Source organism: Burkholderia sp. Ac-20345, assembly GCF_017104825.1.
Lineage (GTDB): Bacteria > Pseudomonadota > Gammaproteobacteria > Burkholderiales > Burkholderiaceae > Burkholderia > Burkholderia lata_B.
In genome coordinates this window covers 191,668-216,829 of sequence record NZ_JAAGPO010000002.1, presented here as the reverse complement: position 1 = coordinate 216,829, position 25,162 = coordinate 191,668, and the positions used below count along the sequence as shown (strand labels likewise).

Annotated in this window: 31 protein-coding genes; 29 read left to right on the top strand and 2 right to left on the bottom strand. The window is 59.9% G+C overall.

Annotation, left to right across the window (positions count from 1 at the left end; genetic code table 11):
• Window position 1 precedes the first annotated feature (1 nt).
• Complete coding sequence (locus G3O06_RS02155; RefSeq protein WP_205814782.1) at window positions 2-1,648, top strand: ATP-binding protein; 1,647 nt, start codon at window positions 2-4, stop codon at window positions 1,646-1,648.
• A gap of 157 nt (window positions 1,649-1,805) precedes the next feature.
• Here the strand turns inward: G3O06_RS02155 and G3O06_RS02150 are convergent, their stop codons facing one another.
• Window positions 1,806-2,195 (bottom strand): HU family DNA-binding protein, encoded by a 390-nt coding sequence (locus G3O06_RS02150; protein ID WP_205814781.1) that lies wholly within the window; start codon window positions 2,193-2,195, stop codon window positions 1,806-1,808.
• Window positions 2,196-2,435: 240 nt separating this feature from the next.
• Between G3O06_RS02150 and G3O06_RS02145 the strand changes: the two genes are divergently transcribed.
• The 15 genes from G3O06_RS02145 to G3O06_RS02075 all read left to right on the top strand — a co-directional run bounded on the left by G3O06_RS02145 (window position 2,436) and on the right by G3O06_RS02075 (window position 16,326).
• The gene (locus G3O06_RS02145) at window positions 2,436-3,233 is read left to right on the top strand and encodes a phospholipase D-like domain-containing protein (protein ID WP_241019453.1); all 798 of its coding nucleotides are present in this window, start codon (window positions 2,436-2,438) and stop codon (window positions 3,231-3,233) included.
• 331 nt (window positions 3,234-3,564) lie between these two features.
• A complete protein-coding gene (locus G3O06_RS02140; RefSeq protein ID WP_176000342.1) occupies window positions 3,565-4,335 on the top strand; it encodes a hypothetical protein in 771 nt (256 codons plus the stop codon).
• 174 nt (window positions 4,336-4,509) lie between these two features.
• Window positions 4,510-5,022 (top strand): hypothetical protein, encoded by a 513-nt coding sequence (locus G3O06_RS02135; RefSeq protein WP_176000343.1) that lies wholly within the window; start codon window positions 4,510-4,512, stop codon window positions 5,020-5,022.
• The gene (locus tag G3O06_RS02130) at window positions 5,012-5,803 is read left to right on the top strand and encodes a hypothetical protein (protein ID WP_205814780.1); all 792 of its coding nucleotides are present in this window, start codon (window positions 5,012-5,014) and stop codon (window positions 5,801-5,803) included. The genes G3O06_RS02135 and G3O06_RS02130 overlap by 11 nt, the downstream gene beginning before the upstream one ends.
• A complete protein-coding gene (locus G3O06_RS02125; protein WP_205814779.1) occupies window positions 5,784-6,476 on the top strand; it encodes a hypothetical protein in 693 nt (230 codons plus the stop codon). Before G3O06_RS02130 ends, G3O06_RS02125 begins: the two co-directional genes overlap by 20 nt.
• A gap of 262 nt (window positions 6,477-6,738) precedes the next feature.
• A complete protein-coding gene (locus G3O06_RS02120) occupies window positions 6,739-7,977 on the top strand; it encodes a site-specific DNA-methyltransferase (RefSeq protein WP_137962520.1) in 1,239 nt (412 codons plus the stop codon).
• Between the two features lie 6 nt (window positions 7,978-7,983).
• On the top strand, window positions 7,984-10,071 hold the full coding sequence (locus G3O06_RS02115) for an EAL domain-containing protein (RefSeq protein WP_241019452.1): 2,088 nt from the start codon (window positions 7,984-7,986) through the stop codon (window positions 10,069-10,071).
• Entirely contained in the window at window positions 10,068-11,570 is a 1,503-nt protein-coding gene (locus G3O06_RS02110) for a 3'-5' exonuclease (RefSeq protein ID WP_241019451.1), read from the top strand. Before G3O06_RS02115 ends, G3O06_RS02110 begins: the two co-directional genes overlap by 4 nt.
• A 151-nt stretch (window positions 11,571-11,721) precedes the next feature.
• Window positions 11,722-12,603: a DUF5131 family protein gene (locus G3O06_RS02105; protein ID WP_205814778.1), complete on the top strand. Its 882-nt coding sequence runs from the start codon at window positions 11,722-11,724 to the stop codon at window positions 12,601-12,603.
• A gap of 30 nt (window positions 12,604-12,633) precedes the next feature.
• Entirely contained in the window at window positions 12,634-13,047 is a 414-nt protein-coding gene (locus G3O06_RS02100; protein ID WP_205814777.1) for a hypothetical protein, read from the top strand.
• Window positions 13,048-13,099: 52 nt separating this feature from the next.
• Window positions 13,100-13,378, top strand: a complete 279-nt coding sequence (locus G3O06_RS02095) for a hypothetical protein (RefSeq protein WP_205814776.1) — start codon at window positions 13,100-13,102, stop codon at window positions 13,376-13,378.
• 237 nt (window positions 13,379-13,615) lie between these two features.
• Window positions 13,616-14,764 carry a hypothetical protein gene (locus G3O06_RS02090; RefSeq protein ID WP_205814775.1) on the top strand — a complete coding sequence of 383 codons (1,149 nt, stop codon included), beginning with the start codon at window positions 13,616-13,618 and terminating at the stop codon, window positions 14,762-14,764.
• Between the two features lie 263 nt (window positions 14,765-15,027).
• Entirely contained in the window at window positions 15,028-15,570 is a 543-nt protein-coding gene (locus G3O06_RS02085; RefSeq protein WP_241019450.1) for a DUF1643 domain-containing protein, read from the top strand.
• A complete protein-coding gene (locus G3O06_RS02080; RefSeq protein ID WP_205814773.1) occupies window positions 15,570-15,998 on the top strand; it encodes a hypothetical protein in 429 nt (142 codons plus the stop codon). Before G3O06_RS02085 ends, G3O06_RS02080 begins: the two co-directional genes overlap by 1 nt.
• Window positions 15,985-16,326, top strand: coding sequence for a hypothetical protein (locus G3O06_RS02075; protein ID WP_205814772.1), 342 nt, complete (start codon window positions 15,985-15,987; stop codon window positions 16,324-16,326). Before G3O06_RS02080 ends, G3O06_RS02075 begins: the two co-directional genes overlap by 14 nt.
• Window positions 16,327-16,359: 33 nt before the next feature.
• Here the strand turns inward: G3O06_RS02075 and G3O06_RS02070 are convergent, their stop codons facing one another.
• The gene (locus G3O06_RS02070; protein ID WP_205814771.1) at window positions 16,360-16,758 is read right to left on the bottom strand and encodes a hypothetical protein; all 399 of its coding nucleotides are present in this window, start codon (window positions 16,756-16,758) and stop codon (window positions 16,360-16,362) included.
• Window positions 16,759-16,980: 222 nt separating this feature from the next.
• Between G3O06_RS02070 and G3O06_RS02065 the strand changes: the two genes are divergently transcribed.
• The 13 genes from G3O06_RS02065 to G3O06_RS02005 all read left to right on the top strand — a co-directional run bounded on the left by G3O06_RS02065 (window position 16,981) and on the right by G3O06_RS02005 (window position 25,052).
• Window positions 16,981-17,253: a hypothetical protein gene (locus tag G3O06_RS02065; RefSeq protein WP_176000352.1), complete on the top strand. Its 273-nt coding sequence runs from the start codon at window positions 16,981-16,983 to the stop codon at window positions 17,251-17,253.
• 132 nt (window positions 17,254-17,385) lie between these two features.
• Window positions 17,386-18,114, top strand: coding sequence for a hypothetical protein (locus G3O06_RS02060; RefSeq protein ID WP_205814770.1), 729 nt, complete (start codon window positions 17,386-17,388; stop codon window positions 18,112-18,114).
• 74 nt (window positions 18,115-18,188) lie between these two features.
• Window positions 18,189-18,620, top strand: a complete 432-nt coding sequence (locus tag G3O06_RS02055) for a hypothetical protein (protein WP_205814769.1) — start codon at window positions 18,189-18,191, stop codon at window positions 18,618-18,620.
• A gap of 30 nt (window positions 18,621-18,650) precedes the next feature.
• Window positions 18,651-19,118: a hypothetical protein gene (locus tag G3O06_RS02050; RefSeq protein WP_205814768.1), complete on the top strand. Its 468-nt coding sequence runs from the start codon at window positions 18,651-18,653 to the stop codon at window positions 19,116-19,118.
• A gap of 63 nt (window positions 19,119-19,181) precedes the next feature.
• On the top strand, window positions 19,182-19,898 hold the full coding sequence (locus tag G3O06_RS02045) for a hypothetical protein (protein ID WP_241019449.1): 717 nt from the start codon (window positions 19,182-19,184) through the stop codon (window positions 19,896-19,898).
• Between the two features lie 660 nt (window positions 19,899-20,558).
• The gene (locus tag G3O06_RS02040) at window positions 20,559-21,044 is read left to right on the top strand and encodes a hypothetical protein (protein WP_205814767.1); all 486 of its coding nucleotides are present in this window, start codon (window positions 20,559-20,561) and stop codon (window positions 21,042-21,044) included.
• A gap of 140 nt (window positions 21,045-21,184) precedes the next feature.
• Window positions 21,185-21,367 (top strand): hypothetical protein, encoded by a 183-nt coding sequence (locus G3O06_RS02035; protein WP_205814766.1) that lies wholly within the window; start codon window positions 21,185-21,187, stop codon window positions 21,365-21,367.
• Window positions 21,368-21,683: 316 nt separating this feature from the next.
• Window positions 21,684-21,920, top strand: a complete 237-nt coding sequence (locus tag G3O06_RS02030; RefSeq protein WP_025496473.1) for a hypothetical protein — start codon at window positions 21,684-21,686, stop codon at window positions 21,918-21,920.
• A 209-nt stretch (window positions 21,921-22,129) separates the two neighbouring features.
• Window positions 22,130-22,384, top strand: a complete 255-nt coding sequence (locus G3O06_RS02025) for a hypothetical protein (protein ID WP_205814765.1) — start codon at window positions 22,130-22,132, stop codon at window positions 22,382-22,384.
• A 95-nt stretch (window positions 22,385-22,479) separates the two neighbouring features.
• Window positions 22,480-22,983, top strand: coding sequence for a hypothetical protein (locus tag G3O06_RS02020; protein WP_205814764.1), 504 nt, complete (start codon window positions 22,480-22,482; stop codon window positions 22,981-22,983).
• 309 nt (window positions 22,984-23,292) lie between these two features.
• Window positions 23,293-23,553 carry a hypothetical protein gene (locus G3O06_RS02015; protein WP_205814763.1) on the top strand — a complete coding sequence of 87 codons (261 nt, stop codon included), beginning with the start codon at window positions 23,293-23,295 and terminating at the stop codon, window positions 23,551-23,553.
• Between the two features lie 334 nt (window positions 23,554-23,887).
• Window positions 23,888-24,412, top strand: coding sequence for a hypothetical protein (locus G3O06_RS02010; RefSeq protein ID WP_205814762.1), 525 nt, complete (start codon window positions 23,888-23,890; stop codon window positions 24,410-24,412).
• Between the two features lie 247 nt (window positions 24,413-24,659).
• Window positions 24,660-25,052 (top strand): hypothetical protein, encoded by a 393-nt coding sequence (locus G3O06_RS02005; RefSeq protein WP_241019448.1) that lies wholly within the window; start codon window positions 24,660-24,662, stop codon window positions 25,050-25,052.
• Window positions 25,053-25,162 lie beyond the last annotated feature (110 nt).

Here is a 25,162-nt window from a genome sequence, read left to right as displayed (position 1 = left end):
TATGACCTCGAAAGTACGTGTTGCAGTCAACCAGGAAAACTTCGTCAAGAACCTGAAGTTCGCGTTCTCGAACTTCTCAACGTTCCTGGCAGAACTGATCCAGAACAGCCGCCGCGCCGGCGCCACGAAAGTGGAACTGACGTTGGAGGGCAAGACCCTGACGGTCGTCGACGACGGCCACGGGATCGCTGACTTCCAGAACCTTTTCACGATCGCCGAGAGCGGGTGGGATAATCAGACGCGATCCCTCGAAAGCCCTTTCGGCATGGGATTCACCAGTGCGCTGTTCGCGTGCGGCCAGATCCGTGTGGAATCGTGCGGGCAACTGCTGGATGCCCATACGCGAGCGCTGCTCGACATGCATGACCTGACCGTCGTGCCCGGGACCGTCACGATTGGGACGAAACTGACGTTGAGCAATTTGACCTTCGATGAGACGCGCATTAAGTCGGCGCTGGAGGCGATCGCACTGGGCTATGAGATCCCGGTGATATTCAACGGGGAGGAACTGCCGCGGCCGGAAGCCATCGACGCTGCCGAGTTCTTGCCCACGCCCATTGGGTCAGTTCTGGTGCGCGATCTCGCTGGCTTCCGGTCCAATTCCAGCATCGTGGTCTATCTCCAGGGCATTCAAGTGTCTGGCCCGGCGCATTACGGCCGGAGTGCGGCAGCGATTGTCCACCTCGACAGCACTCGTTTCCAGGCCAAACTTCCGGATCGAAATTGCCTGATCGATCAGGCCGACAAGGACGTGGAAATCAGGAAGCATGTCGAGTCACTTGTACATTCGATGCTGGTGGAAAAGCAACGCGAGTTGGACGCCGAAGCCTTCGTGAACGCATACTGGGACGCAGCGGGCAGCGTGGCGCCGGACTTGGTTCGGGATCATCCGGTTGTGCCGGCGAAGGTGCTGCTGAAGTTGGTCGAGGCGCTTTGCTTTGCAGAGTGGCACGAGATCTACGAGTACCGATACTCCAGCCCCGAACCGAAGTCGTTCCGTCGGGATGCCTTCGATCGCGGGGAATTCCGTGTAGTCCGCGGTAGCGGCTTCGTCGATCTCGAGGATGATGCCGATAGCGCAGTGCAGCGCGTCTACGCCATGCAGCAGGGTGCTCTGGTTGTTGTGGGGCAACTGCCGAAGGGGCATTGGCTTCTGAACGCCCCGCAGTTCGACGAGCTTCAGGTGACCTACGACATCGTGAACGAGGGTGCGATCGCGGGGTCCGACTATGAGGCCCACGACTTCGACATCCAGATTTGCGACTCGATCGCGATTCGCGGGATCTGGGGAGAGACCATCGTCGACAACATGGAGATTTCCGTGGCCTCGTCGGATGGAAACGGTACGGTCGAAAAGGTGACGGTCTTTACGCCACTGAACGTCGGCAGTATGGGAGTGGGTGTCCAACAATTCCAGGCCTTTTCATCCGATGACCGTGAAGACCAGGATTACCGGAAAGAGTGCATGGCTCGGTACCGCCGTTGGATCAAGCAGGCCCGTAACGTGAATCCCAGGGACTTGCTGAACGATCTGTTGGCGGATTTGTTCGTCGACACGGAGACGGTCAGAAATACGCGCTTCATCTTGGAAGTCTCGGGGACCGGTAGGCTGTCGGTCGTTGAGAAAGTCGAGGCGGTCGCTGTCTGACTGTCAGTTGTTTGATTTCGCCCGCGCATCCGCGCGGGTTTTTTTGCCTGTGCGGCGGAGGATTCACGGGGGCAAAAATTGAAAGTGTAGGCCCCCAAAAAAGCCGGACCAGGCTTGGAGCACTGGCCCGCAGATTTCCAGCGATGAATGAAATCGTTCAGGCGGCCGCGTCTTTCAGCTTCTTGAGCGCGCGAGCCTTGATCCGCACGGTCGCTGGCTTGGCCGAGAACCAGCGTTCTTCACCCGTGAACGGATCCTTGCCGAAACGCTTCTTTTTGGCCGGAACCTGCTGGACCGTAATCTTCAGCAGGCCGGACAGCGTGAACTCGCCGGCGCCCTTCTTGTGCATGGCGCCGAGGATGGTTGCCTCAAGCGCTGCGAGTGTCGCTTTCGCAACCTTCGGCTCGACGCCGGCCTGTTGTGCGACGTGCGCGGCGAGCGATGCTTTCGTGAAGGTTTCCTTCACCGGGCCGGCCGGTTTCGCGGCGGGCTTCGCCGCCTTGGTTGCCACGGATGCCTTCTTCGCGACTTTCTTTGCGGGTGCCATTCTGGAGGGTTCTCCTGTCGTTGAGGATGCGGTCGGGCGAAATGCCCGCGCGAATTGATTCTAGCGCCGCAGAAATCGTAATCCACCTCTTCAGGCACTTATTTCGAGGGGGACGTTGTGCATAAACATCGAATTTTCCCGGGCGGATCGCTGTAGCAGCCAAAGGGGAGTGAGTGTCATGCGAAAATAGCTTCCTGATAGGAAGTAAAAGGGAGGCGCGACACGCCCCCTAGAAACTGATTGGTCGGGCAGTACGATTCACGCATCTACCGGGGGAAACCCAAAGGACTATCCATGAAAAAAGTGCTCGTCTGTCTCGCCGTGGCCACCGCGCCGATGTTTGCCCACGCTGGCCTGCTCGATTCGGCGCTCGAGGACATTGGCGTCTGGCACCATTCCGACACGTCTTCGCAGTCGGCAGCAAGCAAGTTCGGCCCGAACGATGGCCACGAATACAAGAGACCGTATTCGCGTGAACATGGCGGCGTCCACAAGGCCAGCTATGGCCGCAGTGGCGACGATAACGGGAACGAGGACCAGGCGGCGCGCAATGCGCCTCATCATCGCGCCGTGATGTACCAGGCGGCGGGTACGGTCGAGCTCGGCTTCTCGCCGAACCGCGGTGCAATGGACGTCGTGATCGACGTGATCAACAGTTCCACCCGCACTCTGGATGTCGCCGCCTACGAATTCACCAACAAGCGCTACGAAAATGCGGTGCTCGCCGCGATTCGTCGCGGTGTGAACGTGCGCATTGTGGTCGACGCGAAGGAGAACCTCAACAATCCGAAGTCGATCGCCGGTGCGCTGGCGGAGGCCGGCGCGAAGGTGCGCTATGTCGACGACGCACCGTTGATGCACGACAAGTACACCATCGCTGACCGCGACACTGCGGAAACGGGCTCGTTGAACTACACGGTGCGCGCCGAGAAGTACAGCCACGAGAACGCTCGCGCCGACTGGCACAACCAGCAGGTCGCTGCGTATTACGAATCCGACTTCGAATACATGTGGGAAAACGCGCACCCGTGGCGCTGATCGGCACGAGCGTGGTATTCGAAGAGCAGGCCAAGCGAACGGGCCGAGCCGGATGTTCGGCCGCATGAGAAAGGCGCTGAAGGCTCGCCAATCCGAGCCTTCAGCGTCGCCCCAAGGATCAAAAGCGCGTCAGTCAGCATACTTCCTGACAGGAATGAAACTCGTGCTATAGTTTCCGCTGATCCAACGGCAGCTGGACCGAATCCAGCCTAAGTGGCCTCTGCGCAGGACACTGTCTACTTTACCGCTTGCCGGTAACTTTCAATTCAACCCATGTGGGGCTCGCAGCCCAGCATGGGCTCTTGCTCCACGACACCTTAGGAGCAAGAAAATGACCCACGTGAAGAACGGCTTCGGAACGGACGTTACTGCCGCATTCCGCGCGGTTGCAGAACAGGCGGCTGGTGCGTTTTGGCAGCAAGTCATGCTCGGCTTTCCCGAAGTCACCACAGGCGATTCGCTTTTGTCCGGGGAGGACGAGGGCGCCATGTATCTCTGGCTGACCGGCAAGGTTGGTGACTATCCTCAAAACGAGTGCATCGACAAGGCTCCCTCTTGTGTCGAGGCTGCTCGCGTCGATTCGGTTGTCGAAACAAGTCTGCAGGCCGCCGCGGTGGTGCTCAAGCAATCCAATCCCGAGTTGACAGAGGTTCCCGATTCGGTGCGATCGCTACTGGCGAGTTGTGTTCGCCATCAGCTTCGCTGGAACTATCCGAGCGGTGGCGAGGTTGCTGGGCACAAGCAAGCTCTCCAAGCCCAGGGTTTCCAGGTTGAAGCCTCGGGCGAATCCAATACGGAATCGGATGGTCCTGCGAATGAGTTTGCCGATACCGGCGGACTGAATTCGAGTGGTGATCAGTCACGGCCTTGCGGCGCGTCCTCCGAGCCGCTGGTTCGCGATCGTGTCGATATGGCGACCTGGAAGGATCTGGATCCCGAAGTCGCTGATCTCCCTGTCAGTACGCACGTAGGTGGCGTCGTGTCCCAGCTGCTCACGCAGTTGCAGGGCATCATCCAGACACAAACGGAAATGGAGTCCGAGTTCATCCAGCAGTTGAAGGAAATCGGCCGGCGCCAGTCCGAAATCTGGTTGTTCGGCTAACCGCCGACGAAGCGCCACGCTTTCGCGTGGTGGCTCACGAGTTCAGTCAAGTCAGTTTGCGAGTCACGCCCGCCATCCCTTCGTATGGGACGGCGGGTTTTTTTTTGAGGATGGCGGCATCCAAAACTGTCTGGAAGCCCTTGTTTTCACGCACGGCCGCTTCAGAATCGACGCATGGACATTCAGTTTGCCCCCGAACGCCAGCACCCTGTCAGGCCAGCCGCAGACAGTAGCCGAGAGCAGGGTGCTACACGGCGTCAGCCGATCTCCTCGGCGCATAAAAAGGTCTTCAAGATAGAGGATCGAACATTGACGGCTCGCGTGCATACGCCGACATGGGCGGCCCTGGGTTGGCCGCTCCATGTTGCGGTCACACTCGACCTTGGCGAGATGAAGGTGTTCCGCTCGTCCGTGAGGCTTGGTGATGCGACAGCTGACGATTTCGATGCTATTTGCTCGACAGTGCGGCTGGTGCCGTGCTGCAAGTGCGGGACGGTCACGTTTGGTGCTGCAGCTTACGAGGAGGCTGGAGACGAAGTGTGCATGCTATGCATCTGCAAGGATGCGATAGACCCTGGTTTGCTGATGGGATTGCGGCCCATCGACCAAAAGGAATACGACAAACGGTTGCTGGCCAGGATCACCGCCAACAATCGCAAAGAATCGGGAGAAGCCAGTGAGCGATAGAAATCATCTGAAAGGGCGGCGCCGTCCCGAGAGCAAGCCGGGCCATGGCGACGATGCGTTCCGGAAGGGCGTGCGCGTCGAGTTCAAGGCATATTTCGGTGGCGTCGAAGCCGGCACCCGCGGAGTGATTCGGCGGGTCGATGAATATCGGATCTCGGTCGAGGTCGGTGATCGCCGCGCCAATGTACCGCCCAAGCTGAAGCACGACGTTCTGCGTGTCGTCGATGAGAGCGAGAGTTCGCAGACCACGGTCGTGATGTCGCTGCGATGCCCTTCGTGTATGGCGTGGCACGTCGATTCGCCGGGTTGTGAGCCGGGCCCGCACAAGACGCACCGCTGCCGCGTGTGCGATCACGAGTGGACTCCGCGCGAGTTCGCGACGCATGGAACCGACGCGGCTTCGTACAGTGACGTTTTCCTGACGCGTGTGATTCGCAAGACGCTCGATACGGTTGCGCCAGACGAAGGTCTCGAAGTACAGGACCAGGACGTCGAGATGTTCCGTACCTTCCTCGAACTGCTCGAGGAGGAGGCTCATCTTCGAATGCGAGCGCGAATCGATGGATTGTGCGACGCGTCGCGTATCATCGACGCCGTCGTGCAGCACAATGAGAGCCAGTCGGCGGTTAAGCTGTCCGAGGCGGCGCTGCTGTTCAAAAACGCGATCGCAAGAAACCGTCATGGCAAGCCTGCGATTCTCCGGTCGGGTGAGGTGGATGACGTGCAGCACACGGATGCGGGCGGCGAGGAGACTTCGGAGGATGGTGACGGTGCTGTTTGAACTGAGCGACAAGGACACCGCAGCGGGCAGCGACTCGTTCGGGCCGGCCCCGACCGGTCGCGAAAAGCCCCGGGCCCGCGTGTCCCGCGCGGAGGCAGCAGCACAGCCCTCGCACGTCAGCCCATATGACGCGCTGACTGCGGCGTTGCTCAATCTCTACGAAGAGGTCAGCTCGAGCAACCGGAAGCGGATGCAGCGCGGCGGCGCCCCGGAGCACGCTGTCTCGGTCGCGACCATCGAGCGAGTGCTGGTGCCCGATTTGCTGTCCGAGGCCATTACGCTCGATGCCGGGTGCCGCGTGCGCGTCAGGATGGACGTGACTTTCAAGCCACGATCTGCGTTGAACGCTTCGCGCGGTCGGCTCGGTACCGTGCTCACCGTTGCCGAAGATGGAGAGGTGACCGTCAAGCTCGATCCGACAGGCGACCGAGCTGCAGACGTGCTCAAGTACCAGCGACTCACGCTGCTTCCTGTCTTGGACGTCAACGGAGATGTGCTGCGCGCGGTCGACGCGATTCGCCCGAGCGAGGCACAGATGGTGGCCATGATGCAGGTGTTGATTGCCGAACTGGGTGCGGGTCGCGTCAATCCTGACATGGCGCGGCGCATCCTCGTTGCGGCGAACGTCGCACTCAATCAGAACCCAGCCGCCGGCGTCGTCACGCGAAACTGACGCGGGGCAGACACGCTCATTGCTTCGCGCCTGGAAGCAATCGAACCCCAATTTCCATTTCGCTGGATCTTCTCTTTACGAGGGAAAGAGCCGGCGAATACGCACTATTTCGAAGTGGTTCCAGATAGGAATTTCTGGCCCAATCGGCGTATTGCGGGGTAACGCGCCCCGTATTCGGAAGACCTAGAAATACGCCATGACCCGGGCATGCTGAGGTTGTCGACGCCAACACGTGCGTCTTTCCCTCGAGTGATTTCAAGCGATGCAACTGGACCTCTTCTCTCACGCCGCGAGTGCTTACGCCGACGCCCCCAACGGACGGCTGACGAACGCCGAGTTCTATCAGGCGGTGGCCGAGCGCGCGAACATCGACCCTAGCGAGCTCCAGAAGAAGGGGGTAATCGGCCGGGACGGCAAGGAATATTTGACGCTCGCACATGTGCTGCGCTGGCGACAGCAGGACCTCAAGCGCATGGGAGTCATCGAGCGGGTAGCAGGCAAGCGCGGGATCTGGCAACTGACCGAGTCGGCCGGTCGCAAGATGGACGAGGCTGGACGCGCGGTTCGTCTCATAGCGTTTTCAACCAAACTGGGTGTCGCGATCTTCGGCGATTGCCGGGACGCGTTCACCGGGCTCGACGAGCCGATCCACCTGATTTTCACGTCGCCGCCGTTTCTTCTGGCCAAGCCACGAGCGTACGGGAATCCGGCGACGCTGCAGGAATACATCGACTTCATCTGCTCCGCGCTCGGCCCGCTCATGCTCCATATGGCGGCGGGCGCTTCACTGGTCATCAACCTTTCGAACGACTCGTTCGTGCAAGGCAAGCCTGCACGTTCCACGTATCTCGAACGCCTCGTCTGCGCGCTCGAAGATCGTCTCGGTCTTGTTCTCATGGATCGCGTGATCTGGAAGTCGGGGAAGGCACCGGGCCCGACGCAGTGGGCGTGCAAGCATCCGATCCAGCTTCGAACCGGTTACGAGTTCTGCTACTGGTTTTGCAATGACCCGGAAAAGGTCCGATCGAACAATCGGCGCGTGTTGCTGCCGCACACTGACCGGCATATCAAGCTGATGACGAGTGGCGGTATCCAGCACTCGGCGACCTATGGCGACGGCTCGCAGGTTCATCGGCCGGGGCAGTACGGCACGCTGACCGAAGGGCGCCTGCCGACCAACGTCATTGAGATCGGTACCGGCTGTGCGGATACGCGCGCATATCGCCGACGAGCGAACGAGCTCGGACTTCCGTTGCACGGGGCGATGATGCCGACCCGCGTGCCCGACTTCTTCATCCGCTTCCTGACGGAACCCGGCGATCTCGTGGTCGATACATTCGGCGGAACTGGCAAGACAGCGCTGGCGGCCGAACGTCTCGGCCGGCGCTGGGCAATGGCCGAAAAGATGTTGCAGTACATCCGTGGCTCCGCAACGCACTTCGAGCAGTTCGAAGGCTTCCAGATGAATCCCGCTTTGGAAGAGGTTCGATATGCCGCATAAGGACTGATGGTGATCGGTACGCAAAATGCCCTCCTCGTCGCGATGTCGATGGTCGTTGCGGCCTTCTCGTCCTACACGGCACTGGACATTAGCGGCCGAATCCGGGCGGCGCGGGACCGCGCCACAAGGATTCGGTGGCTGGCCGTCGGCACATTCGCGTTTGCGACAGGACTGTGGGCGTCTCAGTTCATCGGCATGCTCGCGTACACGCTTCCGTTTCCGGTCGGTTATAGCGAGTGGATAACCGTCCAGTCGTTCCTCGTCGCGTTGGCGATCGCAGGTTTGACTCTCGAGGTATCGACTCGGCCGTATCAGACCCGGCGCCTCATCACTATGACCGGGCTTGCGACAGGCCTGGGGATTTCCGTGGTCAGCTTTCTGGGAGTCCAGTCGCTAAGGATCGAGCCGCACGTCGAATTTTCCAAGGTGGTGTTTGTCTGTGCAGTCATTGTGGCCATCGCTGCCACGACAGCGGCACTATCGGCCCGTATTCGGCTGGTAGGAGCGGGGGCCCAACTTTCGATAGTCCGCCGCGCCATTGCGAGCATTCTGATCGGCACCGCAATCGGTGGCAGTCACTACATCGCGCTATCAGCCGTCAAGGTCTCGCCGCGCGCTGCCTCTCGTGCGATTCACGCTTTCCAACCGGATCGCAGCGGATATGCCGTCATCGTCATCTCCATCTTTGTTGTCTTCCTCACGTTGGCGCTTTCGATCCTCGAGTTCCGGCACGAGCGCGAACGCATGAACCTGACGTCCTCTCTGGACGAAGCCCGCCGGCGGCTGAGAATGCTCGCGTTGATCGACGATCTGACGTCTCTGCCGAACCGGGGAAACATATACCGACGGGTGCAGAGCGAGATAGACAAAGCGCGTGTCGAGGATTCCAATCTGCATGTGCTGTACATCAACATCGACTCGTTCAAGGTGTTCAACGAATCGTACGGGTTCGCGTTGGGCGACAGCCTACTTCGTGAACTTGGCGCCAGGCTGACCAGCGTAGCGCCCCCAGGCTGTGCGGTTGGTAGGATCGGGGGCGACGAGTTCGCGATCGCTGTGCCGGACTCAACCTCGGAACACATATTCGAATTCGCGCGGAAGCTAGTGGCGCATGCTCGACAGGGAATTCGCGTCGATACGGGCGACGTCCTCCGGGTCACATTATCGATCGGGTTCGCGGTCGGGCCGATGGACGGCGATACGGCCGATGTCCTGCTCAAGAATGCTGGGCGGGCGATGTCCGCCGCGAAATCTGCGGGCGGCAACGCTTATCGGATCTATAACCAGGACATGCAGGCGAGCCCCCTTCGGCGCTTACAGATCCAGCATGCACTTCAGGACGCGCTTGAGAGTGATGGATTCCGGCTGCATTTCCAGCCGAAGTTCGGCGGCGACGGACGGTCCATCGAGGGCGCTGAAGCTCTGATCCGGTGGACTCATCAGGACCTCGGTGTAGTTCCTCCGCTGGAATTCATTCCGGTTGCGGAGAGCGTGGGTCTCATCAACCAAATCGGGAACTGGGTCGTCGAGCAGGCCTGCATTCAGATTCGGGAATGGGACCGGGAAGGCTTACCGCCGGTTCGCCTTGCCGTGAACCTGTCGCCCCAGCAGCTAAAGCAGCAGGGGCTGGTCCAGGTGGTCAAGAGCATCGTGGAGAACCATGGGGTTGACGCGAACAGGCTCATGTTCGAGATCACGGAAACGGTGGCGATGGAGGGCGCAGAGGAAACCTCGGCAAGCATTCGGGAGTTTCAGGCGGCTGGATTCGATATTGCCATCGACGATTTCGGTACCGGCTATTCGAGCCTCGCGTACTTGCAGCGATTCAGGGCGCGGCAGCTGAAGATCGACCGTTTTTTCACGCGCGGGTTGGACGACCACGGCGACGAGGGATACGCGATCGTCTCGGCCATCATCGGGCTGGCCCACACGCTAAAGATGCAGGTAGTCGCCGAGGGTGTCGAGACACGAAGCCAGTTGGAAAAGCTTCGCGAGCTCCAGTGCGACCAGGTTCAGGGTTACCTGCTCGGCAAGCCGATGGATGCCAAAGCGTTCAAGTCGTTTCTCCGCACTCACGTGCCCGAACCGGCATGATGAAGCTCAAGCCTACGTTGGAACAGGGCGCAGCCATCGACCTGTCCATGACTGGCGCCTCATTCAAGGTCATTGCGCGAGCGGGGTCGGGCAAGACGTCGTTGCTGAACATGATCGCGACGACCAAGGGCAAGGCCCGCGGCGTCTATCTGGTTTTCGGTCGGGAGAACGCCGCGGAGGCCCGGCAAAAGCTGCCGAAGTCCGTAACGTGCAGCACATTCCATGCGCTCGCATTCCGGAGCTTGCCGCCGGGCATTACGGGCAAGATCAACAACACGACCGAAACGCTCGAGCTGCTCGGCGTCCGGATGGGCTTCAAGCCGATTGTCGTGCCGAACATCATGGGGCGCTTGGTCGAGTTGACCGGATACCACCTCGCGCAGATGGTGAACGACGCGGTAGCCCGATTCTGCAAGTCGGCTGATCTCGCCCCATCCCAGCGGCATTTGGACTGGAATCCGGTGATCGTGCCGGAGGCGATGGAGCAGGTGCAGCTTGAATTGATGCCGTACGTGCAGGCGCTGTGGGCCGAGTTCCAGAACCCGACGAGTCAGTATCGGATCAATCACGACGTTTATCTCAAGATCTGGCAATTGTCCCAACCGGAGATCGAAGCACGATTCATCCTGCTCGACGAGGCCCAGGATAGCGATGACGTGATGTTGTCGATTCTCGGAGGCCAGTACCACGCGCAGGTCATCTATGCCGGTGATCCGCACCAGCAGATCATGGAGTTTCGAGGCAGCGTCGACGCGATGCAGCGTGTCGAAGCGCCGGAGACGTGGCTCACCGAATCGTTCCGGTTTGGAAAGAGCATTGCCGACGTGTCGTCACTGGTGCTGAGAAAGCTGGGGGAGACGACGCCAATCCGCGGGCAGGATTCGATCCATTCGGTCGTGATCGACGAGACACCCGACATCGATATCCCCGTGAAAGCTGTCCTGTGCCGCACGAATGCGACGGCCGTCGCGCAGATGGCCGACGAACTGCGCGCGGGGCGGCGGGTCGCGCTACGTGCAAACATCTCCGAGATCCGGAGTTTCTGTGAGGCGGCGCGTCAGCTGATGTGCGGCGTGTCGCCGGATTCGCCGAAGTCGCTCGCATTGTTCCGCGACTGGATGGAGGTCCAGGACTACGCCGAGACCTTCGCCGGCCGGGAGATTGCTCCCTACGTGAAACTGATCGACGACCACGGCCCAGATCTGCTCGAGGAGATGGTTCGAGCGTCCGTGCCGGATCGACACGCGGACATCACGATCAGCACGGCGCACAAGGCGAAGGGGCTGGAGTTCGATTCAGTCCGTGTTGAAGGGGATTTCAAGTTTTACGTTGACAAGGAAACCAACCGGCTCGAGCTGACTGAGGAAGAGACGCGCTTGCTGTACGTGGCGATGACGCGGGCCCGGCAATGGCTCGACATCTCGCCGCTGGCTGGGAACCTCAAGATGATGCTGGCGGATGCCCGGATCATCGAATCCCCGCAGGAGTGCCTGATGTAGCGGGTCGCAATAGTAGACGTGCCGGCGGAAACACCCCCTGAATGCGGATTCTATTCAGCTTTCTGGCCCGCCGGGGTTCTGTTCAACTTCGAGTCTGCGAAGGAGCGCGGCGAATAGGCGCGCGGGCGCGGAAAAGACAGGCGAGGCAGGCATGGCAATCGAAACGGGCATTTCCTATGTGAAATCCAGCTTGAATGGCTGGATCGGCTGCACGCAGATCAGTCCGGGCTGCGATGCGTGTTACGCGATGGCAGGCGATCTCCGGTTTCATGGCGGGAAGCACTGGGGGCCAAGCGCACCGCGGCATAGGACGGCGGAGTCGAACTGGAAGAAGGCGGAGTCATGGAACCGGCAGGCGGTCGCCGCGGGTACGTTCTGGCCGGTGTTCTGGAACACCCAGGCGGACATGTTCGACAACGAAGTGCCGGACGAGTGGCGAGCCGATGCGTGGAGCCTGTTCGCACGCACGCCGAATCTGACGTGGTTGCTGGTCACGAAGCGGATCGGGAATGCAAAGCGAATGCTGCCGCCGGATTGGGGCACGGGCTATCCGAACGTCTGGATCATCTCGACGGTCGTGAACCAGGAGGAAGCCGAGCGTGACGTCCCGAAACTGGCCGAGCTGGATGCAGCCGTCAAGGGGATCAGCCACGGACCGGGGCTCGGAGCGCTCGATCTGTCCATCCAGATTGGAAGCGGGCGGCACGCGAGCAAGCGCGCAATCGACACGCTTGACTGGATCATCACCGAAGGGGAGAGCCGCCAAGGCCGTAAGCCCCGCGAATACAAGCTGGAATGGGCCGAATCGCTGGCTGAGCAGGCGAGCGAGGCGGGCGTTCCGTTCTTCATGAAGCAGATGGGGCATTTCCCGACGCGGGCCGGCGAACGGGTCAAGTTCACGGGGAAGGGGGCTGACGTCCGAGAGTGGCCGAAGACGCTTCAGCGACAGGAATTCCCGCAAGGGAAGATGCTCGTCGCGGAGCCGGAGCGTGCGCCCCGTACCGTGCTTCCAATTATCCCGATCGCGGCATGATCGGCTGAGCCATTGGAGTTCAGAATCCAGATGGAAAAACAAGCGTTGCTGCAGTCGGCCGGAGACGTCAGCGAAGAGGGGGGAACGCTGCGGACCGTCAGAACGGCGGTTAGCTGGCTGATTCCGTTAGCTATCGGGGTGGGAATTGCCATGTGGCTCTTTCACCAAGTCCGGTTCGAGCAGCAGGCAGACGGCGTGATGTCTCCGGCGGTGGCCGTTGATTTGGGCTTGATCCGCCCGGAACAGGTGGGTCATGTCGGGCAGGTCTGGTTCGTCCGGGCACAGGATGGCTGGTTTCAGTACCGCGCGGTCTACCGTGGTCTCAAGAGTAAGGAAGGCGTAATCCACGCCAGCACGCACGTGGATCTGGGCAAGTTGTGCGCAAAGATGTCACCGACGGATTGCAGGCTGCTGCATCCACGTTCCCCGCAGTTTGAACAGTGATCGGGCGCCCGTAAGGGCGGCCAATAGATAGACCGCTTTGTTGGAGTTCGAGATGGATATGTCGTTGCTGCACTATTCCCGGATGGATATGTCCGTCGAGATCATCGCCGGCCTGGTTCTGGTGGCGAGTTACTTCTTATATCGGCAGCAGTACCGGCTGGTGTGGCTGGCCGTTTTTCTCGCCATGTCCGCGTACTACACCTACGTCAGCAACGTGCCGATGCGGGCGATCCTCACGGGCATCTTCGCGCTCTATCAGGGCATCAGGATCGGCCGCTCCGAGCTGAAGGCGAAAAAAATGAACGGTGGTCCGAGAACATGGCCGAGGTAGGCGTCGGAACGTGAGCCAAGGCTGACTCTCACGATTTTCCTGACAGGAATTAAAGAATCGTGAAAAACAGCCGATAAGTTACCAGTCGAATTTCGGATCAGGGATTCCGACGAGCCACGCCACAAGGCCGCGCCGGAGTTCTATGTCCTCACATGCGATGCCCGCGTTTAAGGGGGCTAGAAACCGCGGTCTGACCTGAGATACTGGACTCAGTTGGACTTCTAACCCGGAGAGAACATGAAGAAGAATCTGATTTTGGCTTCGTTGATTGCTTCTGCGGCCCTGGCTGCTTGCGGTGGCGGCGGTGGTGGTGGCGGCAGTTCGAGCGGCGCGAGCTCGACGCAGGCGGCGCCGGTCCCGATGAACCCGTACACCAATCAGCAAGCCCCCGGCGCGTCGACCACGACGGTCACGGGCGAGGTGTACAACAGCGGTGTCACGAACGGTGCGACCGTGGCCGCGTATCTGGTCAACGCGGACGGCTCGAACGGTACGCTCATCGGCACGGCAACGACCGGCACGGACGGCACGTTCAGCATGACGCTGAATCAGGCGCCGTATGCGACGGCAAGCTACGTGCGCTTCGTGGCAACCGGCGGCACGTACACTTCGACGGCCGACAAGACGAAGCAGACGAACGGTTCGCTGGAACTCGTGACACCGTACATCACGACGGCCTTCAACAACTTCGTGATCACGCCGCTGAGCCATGTCGCTTCGCAGCGCATGACGCAGGTGGCTTCGACGGGCGGCACCCTGGCGCACGCCTACACGAGCGCTGCGGGCATGGTGCTGCCGCTGATCGGCTTTGGCGACCCGATTCTCCCGCAGGACACGAATACGGGGGGCGTGGACTACCTCGCGCTGGTGCCCGGTTCGTCGGGCGATACGTTGAACGCCTACGCAGACGCTTTGAACGCCGTTGAAGCCTACGGTGTCAAATACGATCTGCCGTCGTCGGTGGTCGAGCAAGTGCTGTCGCAGAGCCAACTGACCGGCCAAGCATCGACGACGCTGCCGAACGGCGCGGCCATCAACATCGGCCAGTGGCAGAGCGGCACGTTCAACACGTCGGCGACGTACACGCTGGCTACGCTGGAAGCGGCGAACGCGAACGTCCCGCCGTATGCGGACATGCACCAGTTCATGCTGTGGGAGTACGGCCATGCGGACTGCGCGAGCGGCAACTATACGCCGTATTTCACGCGCTTCCCGCTGGCACCGGGTGAGCCCAACCTCTTCACGTCGGGCGGCGCCTGCACGGCCTACAACGGCTACGTGTCGAACATCGACGCCAAGGTGTCGACGAACCAGCGAAGCCTCGCGCTCGTCACGGGGCCGGGCTACGTTCCGCAAACGACGCCTGTGGTCGGTGCGGGCCAGTAACCCGCCCGGCGATGTATGAAGAGCCGTCCGAAGTCCCCGGGTCTCCACCGGGGATTTTTTCTGGTATCGCGCCGAACTCACTGGTACGGCTTGTCTATACGTCGAAATCGACGCTTACATGTGGGGCGGTAACGATGCCCTATGTTCAGCATCGGCACCCCCTGAGCGGAGCCATCGGCTAGAATGATTCCTATCAAGAAGTTGAGGAACCGAAGGTAGATCGGAACCGCTACACCGCATCCCCCAAGGCCATGAAACCATCTATGGAAGTCGAGATTCCGGATTGGGTCGAGGAAAACGCCCATTTTTCGGACCCACAACATCGGGTCTGGTTGCGGCGCCGACTCGCCATGTTCGGCGTCCCAGTCGGATTCATCCTCCACAACCCCAGCCGGGCTGGGTTTGTCGAGAACGACCCAACCGTGCGGCGCGGCATTTCGTTCGCGGCCTGTGTCGGGGCGAGCGACATGATCTTCGTGAACGCGGCGATCGGTGTTGCGACTGATGCTGACAATTTGGCAGCAATGGATGATCCGATCGGGCCGATGGCCGACGAGGCGCTGCGCGTCGCAGCAGAATTTTGTTTGTCACGTGGTGGCATGCTGATCGCGGCGTGGGGTACGCCAAAAGGGAAGGCGAGCACGCGTCGCCTGATGGACTCCCGGTTCCGGGATATTCTCCGGCTCGGCTTGCCACTCCATGTGCTGCGGCTGACTGAAAGCGGATATCCGGAACATCCGGTGCGGCTTCCGGGTGATCTACGGCCGCAACCCTGGGAATACTTAATTCCCGATGTGGAGTGGTGATGGTTACGAGCAAGCTATCTAATATCGCCAAAGCGACCCGCGAACAGTGTTTCAGCACGCCGGCGCAAAGTCTGCGCACGCTATGCTGCCTCGTCAGCGTGTTCATCCTGGGGATCGCGCTTGGCACGATCGAGGGCAGTGTGGTGGTCGTTACATTCTGCATGCTGCTTGTCATGGCGATCGTGCAGGGTATGTCGAGCGAAGAAAGCCCGCTTCTCGGTCCTATCGCGGCCGTTGCCTTCGGGGTCGGCGGCGCGATCGGCCTGGTCATCGTGGCATGCGCGGAGCAACTGCCGGCGGATCGTATCGGTTGGTTCGCCGCAGCGGGTGGCGGCGCGGTGGGCGCAATCTGGTGGGTCATGCTGACGTCGAAGTGGATCCGGCGTCTGGTCTCGAACAACTCTGGAGGCAGTGGTGGATCTGATTGAACTGAAAAAGGGCGGCGCGAACGTGGCCCTTCAATTCCGCAATGGGAACCGCATCGATTTCACTGTCGGTGAGCCGGTCGGACTGAACTTTGTCGAAGGGTGGCGCGACGACCCTGATGGTCTGATGAAGCTGCTTCAAAAGGCCGTGCCGGTCTTTCTCGAGGTGGAAGCAACGCGTCGGGCATCGGGGCTGATCGCCCAACTGATGCTTGAGAAGCCCCGCGCGAATCTGATGGATCTCTACCGGACGCTTCATGCTGATCCGGAATTTTCTGCCTTCGCCAACGCAATGCTTCAGGGCTTCGTGCCGGGCAGACACGCCGACTGAAAGTGAGTTTGGCCTGGCCAGCGATGTGGCGGATCAGGCCGCTTGCTGCATTTTTTCGTCGTGTCCGCTATGCACGTCCCCTTGCATGATGCGCCGCTTGATTTCTTGCTGAGACAGGAGAATGTCCTCGGTAGGCGCCGTAGCGATCTGCGCGTCGAGCACCGCAATTGCAGTGCATGAGGCGTCGAGCGGTTCGCCACTCATGCGCCAGTTCCCGCGGCTTGGGCCACTGTCCAGCCAGCCCACAAAAGCCTCCTGCCCCTCTTTCACGATATCGATCAGATGCGGGAAATGCCCCCGTTCGCAGAGGATTAGAGCGAGGTTCAGCGCGTCGGCGACCATCTCCACTTCGGTTCTTCGCCCGGTGCCCCGCTTGATCTGGTCGAGTGCGATGTGCCAAGCGGTAGCGATCGAGATCCGCTCCTGAGACATAGGAAAGGATCCGATGATCGGGGCGAGTGCCCGAGACGCATTCGGTGGGGTCCGTTTCCGGCCGATTCCGCGTTTTTTCATCCGAGTGGTGAGCCGGCCGCACAACGCGGGATGGCGTTGATAGTTCCTGTAAGAAAACATTCTACGAGCGAACTAATCTTCTGTCTAAACCTGTCGAGACGTAGGCCGATATCACGTCTAATCTGGACTTTTCATACCTACATGGACGTTCTATACGCAGCGAGCTTCAACTTCATACCGACGGATAACCTTGGCAAGAAGATCGAAGGTGTGCCGACGCAAGTGCGTGCCTTCACGGTTACCGGCGCGACGCGCCAGAGCTGGATACTGGAAGGCGGGTTGAAGGTCAGGAAGAAGCACATGGTGCTTGAACTGAAAGAGTTCAGCACCGGGCTGTTCCGATCGCTCGATGCGGCGTGCCGCTCGATCCAGGTAAGCGGGAATAACCCCGGGGCCGAAAGAGTACGCGGTTAGGCGACGTCTTGCGCTATCTCGCGCGCTGCGATCGCTGTTCAATGGAAGGCGATCGTTTTGAGCCAACCGTGGCACGTACCGAGGATCTCAATGCCCATTCGGGAACAACCGTCCAATCTACCGATGTCTTCCTTGCCGACGCTCGAGAAAGCGCTGCACTTCGGGCGCATGAAGCGGCTGGATACCACGCGGGTTCGCGCCGCGCTCGCAATGGCTGACCGTACCAACGTGATCGACGTCCGGCGTGTCACGACGATGGTGCTTGACCGTGTCAGCCAGTACTACGACGTGGTGGGCTACTGCGCGCCGCGTGCCTCCTTCTCGAAGAGTGAATCCGAACTGCCCCGTGCGATATCAGCCGACTCCGAGGCCATCGCGCCCGACGGCGGTCGACCCATGCATGCGCGGCCTGGCCTCGATACCGATCTGACGGAGGAGAACGTCGAACGACTGTGGAAGTTCGCGGGGATGATCTCGCTCAACCTGGCATTCAACATGGCGGAGTGGGAGATCACGCGATGTGCGCCTGAGTCGCGCACGATCGTAACGGTCGCGACGAAGTTCGCTTACCGGATCTGCCAGTCACCCGAATGGACAGGGTCACCGTGGGTCAATATTCGGCGCCGGATCGGCTCGCCGGCAGTCCGCCGGATTCTAAAGTCGGCCAGGGCAGCAATTCCTGACCGCTGGCTCGTGATTCACCCTCAGACCGGGCACCCGATCCTCATGGAAGAGCAGGAATATCGGGATGCAGAGCCCAGCCTTCGTGCGAGAGCTCGCCAGTTCGACACGGAACTGCGCGTGTCACCTCCCGTGAGTGTGGCCGATCAGGCGATCCTTGAGGTAGCCGAGGCCGCTTGAGGCGAGATCGCTCTTCGGTAAACTGGGAATGATGGTCATGGCCATGACCGCATTTCGACAAGAAGAGGACAAGCATGAAGAATCTGCTGATGGTGGTCGTTGTCGCGCTTCTCGCGGCGTGTTCGCACAAGGACGAATCGGTCTCGCAGGCTCCGGAGAGCCTCGTTGGGACGTACTCGGCGCTGGACGCCGACGGGAAGTACTACGCCCGCCTGAAGGTCACGCAGGAGAACGGCAAGTACGTTTTCTACGAGATTGTCCCGTTCTCCTCGCAGCCGGGCCCGCATCTGCTCGAAGGCGACGTGGCGCCGCTTACGCAGGACACGCTGGGCAAGATCGTGAATCAGAAGATCGATTTCCCGGTGAATGGCCTCGAGGACCACTACCTCGCGATCGTGAAGGTGCCGGTGGGCTGGACGTGGAAACACTTCACGTCCAAATCGGGCTACGTGATGATCGATCGAACCGGTCCGCGCGATGTCAAAAAGTCGGACAACCAGGGTTGACGAATGAGAGAGCGGCCGCCTCGCGGTAACTTGGGATGGCAGATCGGATCGATCCTGATCGTCTGCGCGTTGGTGTTCTGCGCAGCCGCCAAGGTTGTCGTAAGAAACGAGACCGACTTCTCGAACTGGATCGACGTGCAAACGCGCGGCGTACAGGTCATGCGACAGGGCGTGGGTACGCTCGTGACGGCCGTGCGTGATCCGCGGGACAAGGTGAAAAGCGCGATCATGGTCAGCGCGTATCCGGGGACGCTGGCCGCCGCGGTTGAACTGACTCAGGGGTATCTTGCCGCGTCCCCGTTTCTGTTCCGTAGCGACACCTCGCCCAAACCTTCCGAGATCATCGTGACGTCGGCCGCGATCGAACCGGATGGCAATGTCCTGGCAGTGGCCACGGCGATGGGCGAGCATTGCAAGGTGAAGCTGCTGCTCGCGCGAAAGAAGGACTTTGTGGGCGCAGGATGGACGATAGGGGACGTGCATTGCTCCTCGAGATAGGAAGGTGTCAGTCAGCCCCGTGGGCCGCGTGAGCGGCCCATTTGCTATGCGGAGAGAAAACCCATGCTTCCCCTTGAGATTCCTGCTCCTGAAAGTCGCATTGCGCCGGCGCTCTATCTTGAGCTCCGAGAATGGCTCTTGGCCAACGACCCCGACGCGCCCCGGATGGTGGAGTGGTCCACACACCGGCGATCGCCCCCAGACTCTCCGGAGAAGATGGCAGCCGAGATTATCTGGATCGTGCTGTGCGCTGGGCGATCCGCCCAGGCGGCGCGTACGATCGAGCAAAAGGTCTGGACTGCCATTCGTGAGGGCCGACCCGTGGTGGAGGCATTTGGGTTTCGCGGAAAGGCGGCGGCCATCGAAAGGGCGTGGGCCGAGCGAGCCAACGATTTCGAGGCGCTGCAGGCGGTCCTCGCGCTGAACGATCAGGTTCGGCTCGTCGAGTGGTGCGGAGCATTGCCATGGATTGGGGATGATACGAAATTCCAGCTCGCTAAGAATTTCGGTCAGGATGTCTGCAAGAGCGACATCTGGTTGTGCCGCCTGGCGGGTCTACCCGACAAGCCGCGCCGGCCGGCACCGGTCCGATTCGAGGCATGCATGAATCTCTGCCGGCTGTTGTCGAAAGCGTCTGGTGACAGCATTGCGACCATCGACAGTGTGCTCTGGCTGGCATGCAATAAGGGCGTGCTGCAGGTCGACGTGAACGCCGGGCCCGTCCGCTTCTCACCGGGAACGATTACGCGGGCCGAAATCATTCCGGAATCGTCTGTCTAGAGATCCATTGCTCAAGTTGTGAGGGCTAGAACGGGTTGGCCAACGACGTATTCTGATTGTCATAAAACGGCGTTAAGCCATGAAGCCCGCGGCGGCAATCGGCCGGCGTGGACCATCGATCGTTGACAGGACAGGTGCATGACAGGGAACAGCGGGGCAGAGGCTTTCGGGCGCCGTGCAGTGCAGGGGGGCACGGGGCTGCCGCTAGGTAGTGACGAATGGAAAGTATTGAACGTCGTGGCCGAGTACGGAGAGATCCGAGGGACGGGCCGGGTCGGGGATCTCGCCTTCGGGAGCGTGAACGGCTCAAGGGAGGAGCGGATCATGCGCGCGTCGAAGGCACTAACCGGATTGCGTGATTACCGGTTGTTGGAGTGGTCGGACGATGATGGTTGCGCAGTAACGTGGAAGCTCGCGCCGGGCGTCCACATGACGAATCTCGCGCTCATGTTCGGGCGGGCACGGACTGGTCAAGTATAAGCTGAACTTCCTGTTGAGAAGGTTTCGACGAAACAGTATTGGCACGGTTGATGCAGAAGTGAGCAAAGTAACAGCCGCCCAGAAAAAGCGCCTGGACAGGCCGATTCAGGGGGTATTACCCACAGAGATATCCACAGTATTTGTGGATAAATATCGGAATTTTCGAGGGAGGAATCGCGCGTGGAGAAGTCCGATGTGTTTCATCAGACGTGCGTGGCGGGGCATGGATTTGAGGGAGTGATCGCGTCGACCAGCGTGCCGTTTATCTGCTGCCGATCGACCGGCGAAGGTGTGCCGCTCCACCTCGCCGTGCTGAAGCGTACGGCCGTTCCCGCTCACGATCCGGGCCCCGCGCGAGAAGGATGGTGGCTGCTTCGTGGTGAGAACGAGCTGGGAATCTTTCTGGCCGGATTCAATGCGGCGGATGCCGCTCAACTGGCGGACGAATTCGGCATTCCTACGGTGACAGCCGAACGCGATTCGCCGGCGGTCAGGCAAGAGTACTTCCTGTCGTCACCGGCATGGGATGGGCTGCGCTCATGGGTCGAGCAGGAGCAGCGCAGCGGGGCTCAGTCGGAGCATCATGCTTCAAGACGAGCCTGGTGGTACGCGCGGGCGGTGCAGCAACTCGATGTGCTCAAAAGGATCGAGGTACAGACCGGTTAGGCCGTAGCCGCGGGTTTCCGCCGGCGCTCGAAAATTGCGCCACAATAGATGACTCGCTGTCTGGCTAACCTGGCCGCGAGTAGCGCACCTGTCCGGCATGGCTGGACGGGATTTCCATACGAGTCTTACGGGAGATCACGATGGGAAGCAATCTTGGCATCTACGTGGTGATACTGCTATGCCTTGCTGCGATCGCGAGGTATGGCATCAAGAAAGGAAAGACCAAGCAAGAGGCGGTGCGAGCATTCGTAATCCTGGCTGTGGTGGCTGGGGTGCCGATCGCGGCGCAGGCAATCGGATTGCTGTTCCAGCCATTCTCTTGATCACCTGAAGGCACGAGCCGCGCGGAGGTTTCGCGCGGCTTTTTGCTGGGATGAAGCAACGCTTCCGGTCAATTGATAGCGTGAAGCTATCGAGCTTGACGGAAACATTTTGACGGATTGTTAGCTCGGTGAACAAAGGTATAGCATAGAGGGCGATTCAGGCTTGCCAACTGAGGTAGAAAATCAAGAATTTTTCGGGGCATCAGTAACCGTTTGCTGCGCGAGGCCTGCTGAACGAGCAAGAGCGGCAGGATTCAGAGCCGGGCAGGACCAAGCCCCCAACAATCACCGGCATGTACTCGGGGAGTGGTAAATCATGAATGGGTTAGTGCTTAGTTCGTCGACGCTGATTTTTGTGCTGCTGACGGTCTTTTCGCTGTCTCTCGTGATGGGCACGGAAGTGCTGCATTTTGTGGCGGCCCGCGTCAGCAACATGACGCATGCGGCCTTCATCGGCCTGCTCATCGGTCTCTATCTCTACATCGACCACAAGGGCTTCCCCGCGTGGCTCGTGGTGCACCTCCCGTCGCTAAAGAACTTCACGTTGACCTGATGCTCTGTGTGCGGAAACTTCCCATTGGGAAGTAGTCGGAGTAGAATCAAATCGCTTTCTGAGGTCTGCGGACCTTGCTGGTAGCTGGGCCATATCCAGCCTTCTCTCAAGTCTTGCCTTCGGTAGCTTGCACGTTCAGTGGTTCATCCCTCGGGGGCTTTAGTCCCTTGAGGGAGTAAGTCTTCGATTTTTTCAATCTGGAGGCTTACATGTTCCATTCCCATATGTTCTACGGTGGCCACGGTTTGGGCTCGATGGTGGCCGATGCCGTCATCCGCTCGGTGATCTACCACCTGGTCGGCGATGCCATGCGCAGTTTGGGCGGGCATGGCATCGCTTCTTCCGGTTTGTTGCTGATCGGCGTCCTGCTGATCGTCGTGGTGCTCGCTCTCTTCGTGTTTCGTTTCCTCGGTACAGCGCTTAACGCGGTTGGCCGGAGCGTTCGCGGTGGTAGCCGGTACTAGTTCGTTGACGCATTTCGCGTCGTGATTCCTTGTAACGACATGCTGCCAATGGCTACGTGCTGTTGGTCGTGGGTCATTTTTCATTGGAGGTTGATATGAAATTGTTCGCAAACATGGGCCGTGCAGTGTTCGCCATGGTGATGCTGCTCTCCCTTTGCGCTTGTGCTCAGCCGTATGGTCCCCTGACCCAATACGGAGAACCCGTCTCGAGGTCGACATCGACATACAACTCGGGCGACGCGTTGCGGAGCGGCGGTACGGCCATACTCGGGCAGCTCCTCCACGTTCGCCCGGTCATGATCGATTCGGGCTCGTCTCGCCAGTTGGGCGTGACTGCCGGCGGGCTTATCGGCACGCTGGTCGCTATGGGGCATCACAATCGCCAGGCTACGCTCATCGGCGGGGCTGTTGGCGCCGCAGTCGGCTACGCCGCGGGAAGCGTCGTCAGCAAGGTGCCGGGCGTCGAGTTGATCGTCCGTACGCAAGACAAGCGCTTGCTTACGGTCGTTCAGACCGTCGACGACGGCAGCGACTTCGCGGCTGGTCAACCGGTGGCGGTCGTGGTGGTCAGTGGTCGTTTGCGCGTCGAGCGCGTTTGACGGTAGTAGAGAAAGAGGCGGCCCGCAGCGGCCGCCTCTTTCGTTTCAGGCGCTGAAAATGAAGAGGAAATTGGGATGTCCGGAATGTCCGCAAGATTTAAATAAGCGGTAAGAATCCCGGCCGGATGCGACAAAATATGGGTTCAACATTTCGTGTACCCACACATATAATGGCCACCTTATTAAAATCAGCAGCCGGGGCGTGGTGGCGCTTAGACGCCATCAAAAGAGAAAAATGCCGACAATAATCGGAATTCTTGATGGGGAAAAGCCGGTGGATTCAATCTCGTGCACGAGGAGAGTGGATTCATGAGCGAGACAATCAAGCTCCCCGAGGGTTGGTCAATGCGCACGGATACGCCGTACGGAGTCGTCATCGATGCGCCACATGGAAGCGTCACCGTCGACGTCGGGATGCGTAACTTCACGCTCGGCGAGCAGCACGTGAAGCGATACGGCACCTATGAGCGACTGGGCTGGCGGGACAGGCTATACCGGGACGCCATCGATGCGCTCGTCACGCTCGGGAAGGAACTCGAGGAGCGCAAGCGCACCTCAGGCAGATCGTGATTGGCCCGGGCGGGCAACTCAGCGGGTGACCCACCACTTCCCAATAGGAATCAGTGCGAGTAATATACGCACATCGCTTTTCCCTGATGTCCCATGACCTTTGTGTCTGGGCGTCCGGCAGCTGGGCCGTATCTAGCCTCCTGGCAGTTGCAGCGTGTTTTTCCCTTTTTTGGGAGCACGTGAATCCTGTCTGCTTCACCCGTCGATAGCTGAACGCTTTTTCGCGTTCGACATCAGTTCTCTACACCGTTCGGTGTTCTTTCCTTTGTCACCCCTGGGGCGCTACTTTTTCCCTAGGGAGACGTGGTTGCTCCAAATTCCCTTGGAGAACCACATGTTCCAGAAATTCCTCCGCACTCGTCTCGTCTCCGTTGTCGCCCGTCAGGCGATCGAATCGAACGAAAAGCGCGTCTGGTTGATAACGTCCAGTGGCTCTCCTTACGGAAGCCACAACTTCGTCAGCTCGAAAGAGCCGACGGAGATCCTTGTGAGCTGGACTCTGGTATCAAAGCACGACTCGGACATCGTCCGTCGTCTGCAGGTATTCCAGACCACGATCAAGGGCGCATCGGCCGTGATCTTCGTGGATTCCCACGAGGATCACAAACTGCCCCGCCATACCTGGCTCAACGCAATCGGCATCAAGTCGGCTCCGACGTTCTCCGCCAAAACGAAGATCGTCGTTGCATCGACCAACGTCGAAACGCTGTACCAGGACCCGGTGAACGAAGCGCGCAAGCGCCTTCTGGATCTGGTTGAAATGGGCAAGTGGGTGTCGACGACGCCGTTGCCCAAGTCGGATCCGAGTTTCAAGCGGTTTCTGATGAAGGTTACGTCCCTCGCTACCGCTATTCGTTGATTTTCCCACCGGGGCATCTCTGTCCCGGCCGGGATGGGGATGTTCCATTCACCTCGAAAAGGAGCATCACCATGCTGACTTCTGTCAACGCGACTGTACGTTCTCACGTGATTTCGGCATCGGAATCGGTGCGTGTTTATCGTTTCAACGGGTCTGTACTCACCGATGTAAGGGTCGACGGCAAGTGGGTCACCATTTGCGTTGCTTGAAATCACGTTGTGTTGAACGCGGCTTTCCCGAGGATTGTATGGATTCTAGCTCTGAGCGCGACTGGTCGCGTCAAGCGTTGGAAACGACACCCAGTAAGGGAACCCGGCCCGCGATGGCGGGCGTGATCGATCGAGACTGGAGAATGAAAATGCGTGGCTTAAATGTCCGAGTGGAGTACGCAAAGGCGACGATTGCCAAAATCGTTGATCCGAACACCGATGCGTTGTGTTTTGCGTTGCACGAAGCGGAAGCGGAGGGGTATCGTGATTATCACGCTCGGCTCTACAGCGTGCCGGTGATGTTTGCCGATGTTCCGGGCCTCGTGACCGCGTGGCAATCCGGGCAGAACTTCGCGACGGACTGCGAGGAGTTGGAGAACTGCCCTTTGTGCGAGGCCGCACACGGCGACCCCTGCCCGGTACACGGTTGAATAACCCGATCCGGCTTCCAATTCCAGCGATGAGCGCGACTGGTGGCGTCGAGCGTTGGAAACGACATCGTCAGAAACGGGCGTGTCGAACTTCATCACCTGTGTCGCCT

Bases quoted from the DNA above. Each gene is read 5' to 3' on its own strand.
- G3O06_RS02155 (WP_205814782.1), top strand. From the start codon at position 2: ATGACCTCGAAAGTACGTGTTGCAGTCAACCAGGAAAACTTCGTCAAG.
- G3O06_RS02150 (WP_205814781.1), bottom strand. From the start codon at position 2,195: ATGGCACCCGCAAAGAAAGTCGCGAAGAAGGCATCCGTGGCAACCAAG.
- G3O06_RS02140 (WP_176000342.1), top strand. From the start codon at position 3,565: ATGACCCACGTGAAGAACGGCTTCGGAACGGACGTTACTGCCGCATTC.
- G3O06_RS02135 (WP_176000343.1), top strand. From the start codon at position 4,510: ATGGACATTCAGTTTGCCCCCGAACGCCAGCACCCTGTCAGGCCAGCC.
- G3O06_RS02125 (WP_205814779.1), top strand. From the start codon at position 5,784: ATGGTGACGGTGCTGTTTGAACTGAGCGACAAGGACACCGCAGCGGGC.
- G3O06_RS02120 (WP_137962520.1), top strand. From the start codon at position 6,739: ATGCAACTGGACCTCTTCTCTCACGCCGCGAGTGCTTACGCCGACGCC.
- G3O06_RS02115 (WP_241019452.1), top strand. From the start codon at position 7,984: ATGGTGATCGGTACGCAAAATGCCCTCCTCGTCGCGATGTCGATGGTC.
- G3O06_RS02110 (WP_241019451.1), top strand. From the start codon at position 10,068: ATGATGAAGCTCAAGCCTACGTTGGAACAGGGCGCAGCCATCGACCTG.
- G3O06_RS02105 (WP_205814778.1), top strand. From the start codon at position 11,722: ATGGCAATCGAAACGGGCATTTCCTATGTGAAATCCAGCTTGAATGGC.
- G3O06_RS02100 (WP_205814777.1), top strand. From the start codon at position 12,634: ATGGAAAAACAAGCGTTGCTGCAGTCGGCCGGAGACGTCAGCGAAGAG.
- G3O06_RS02095 (WP_205814776.1), top strand. From the start codon at position 13,100: ATGGATATGTCGTTGCTGCACTATTCCCGGATGGATATGTCCGTCGAG.
- G3O06_RS02090 (WP_205814775.1), top strand. From the start codon at position 13,616: ATGAAGAAGAATCTGATTTTGGCTTCGTTGATTGCTTCTGCGGCCCTG.
- G3O06_RS02085 (WP_241019450.1), top strand. From the start codon at position 15,028: ATGGAAGTCGAGATTCCGGATTGGGTCGAGGAAAACGCCCATTTTTCG.
- G3O06_RS02080 (WP_205814773.1), top strand. From the start codon at position 15,570: ATGGTTACGAGCAAGCTATCTAATATCGCCAAAGCGACCCGCGAACAG.
- G3O06_RS02070 (WP_205814771.1), bottom strand. From the start codon at position 16,758: ATGTCTCAGGAGCGGATCTCGATCGCTACCGCTTGGCACATCGCACTC.
- G3O06_RS02065 (WP_176000352.1), top strand. From the start codon at position 16,981: ATGGACGTTCTATACGCAGCGAGCTTCAACTTCATACCGACGGATAAC.
- G3O06_RS02055 (WP_205814769.1), top strand. From the start codon at position 18,189: ATGAAGAATCTGCTGATGGTGGTCGTTGTCGCGCTTCTCGCGGCGTGT.
- G3O06_RS02045 (WP_241019449.1), top strand. From the start codon at position 19,182: ATGCTTCCCCTTGAGATTCCTGCTCCTGAAAGTCGCATTGCGCCGGCG.
- G3O06_RS02035 (WP_205814766.1), top strand. From the start codon at position 21,185: ATGGGAAGCAATCTTGGCATCTACGTGGTGATACTGCTATGCCTTGCT.
- G3O06_RS02030 (WP_025496473.1), top strand. From the start codon at position 21,684: ATGAATGGGTTAGTGCTTAGTTCGTCGACGCTGATTTTTGTGCTGCTG.
- G3O06_RS02025 (WP_205814765.1), top strand. From the start codon at position 22,130: ATGTTCCATTCCCATATGTTCTACGGTGGCCACGGTTTGGGCTCGATG.
- G3O06_RS02020 (WP_205814764.1), top strand. From the start codon at position 22,480: ATGAAATTGTTCGCAAACATGGGCCGTGCAGTGTTCGCCATGGTGATG.
- G3O06_RS02015 (WP_205814763.1), top strand. From the start codon at position 23,293: ATGAGCGAGACAATCAAGCTCCCCGAGGGTTGGTCAATGCGCACGGAT.
- G3O06_RS02010 (WP_205814762.1), top strand. From the start codon at position 23,888: ATGTTCCAGAAATTCCTCCGCACTCGTCTCGTCTCCGTTGTCGCCCGT.
- G3O06_RS02005 (WP_241019448.1), top strand. From the start codon at position 24,660: ATGGATTCTAGCTCTGAGCGCGACTGGTCGCGTCAAGCGTTGGAAACG.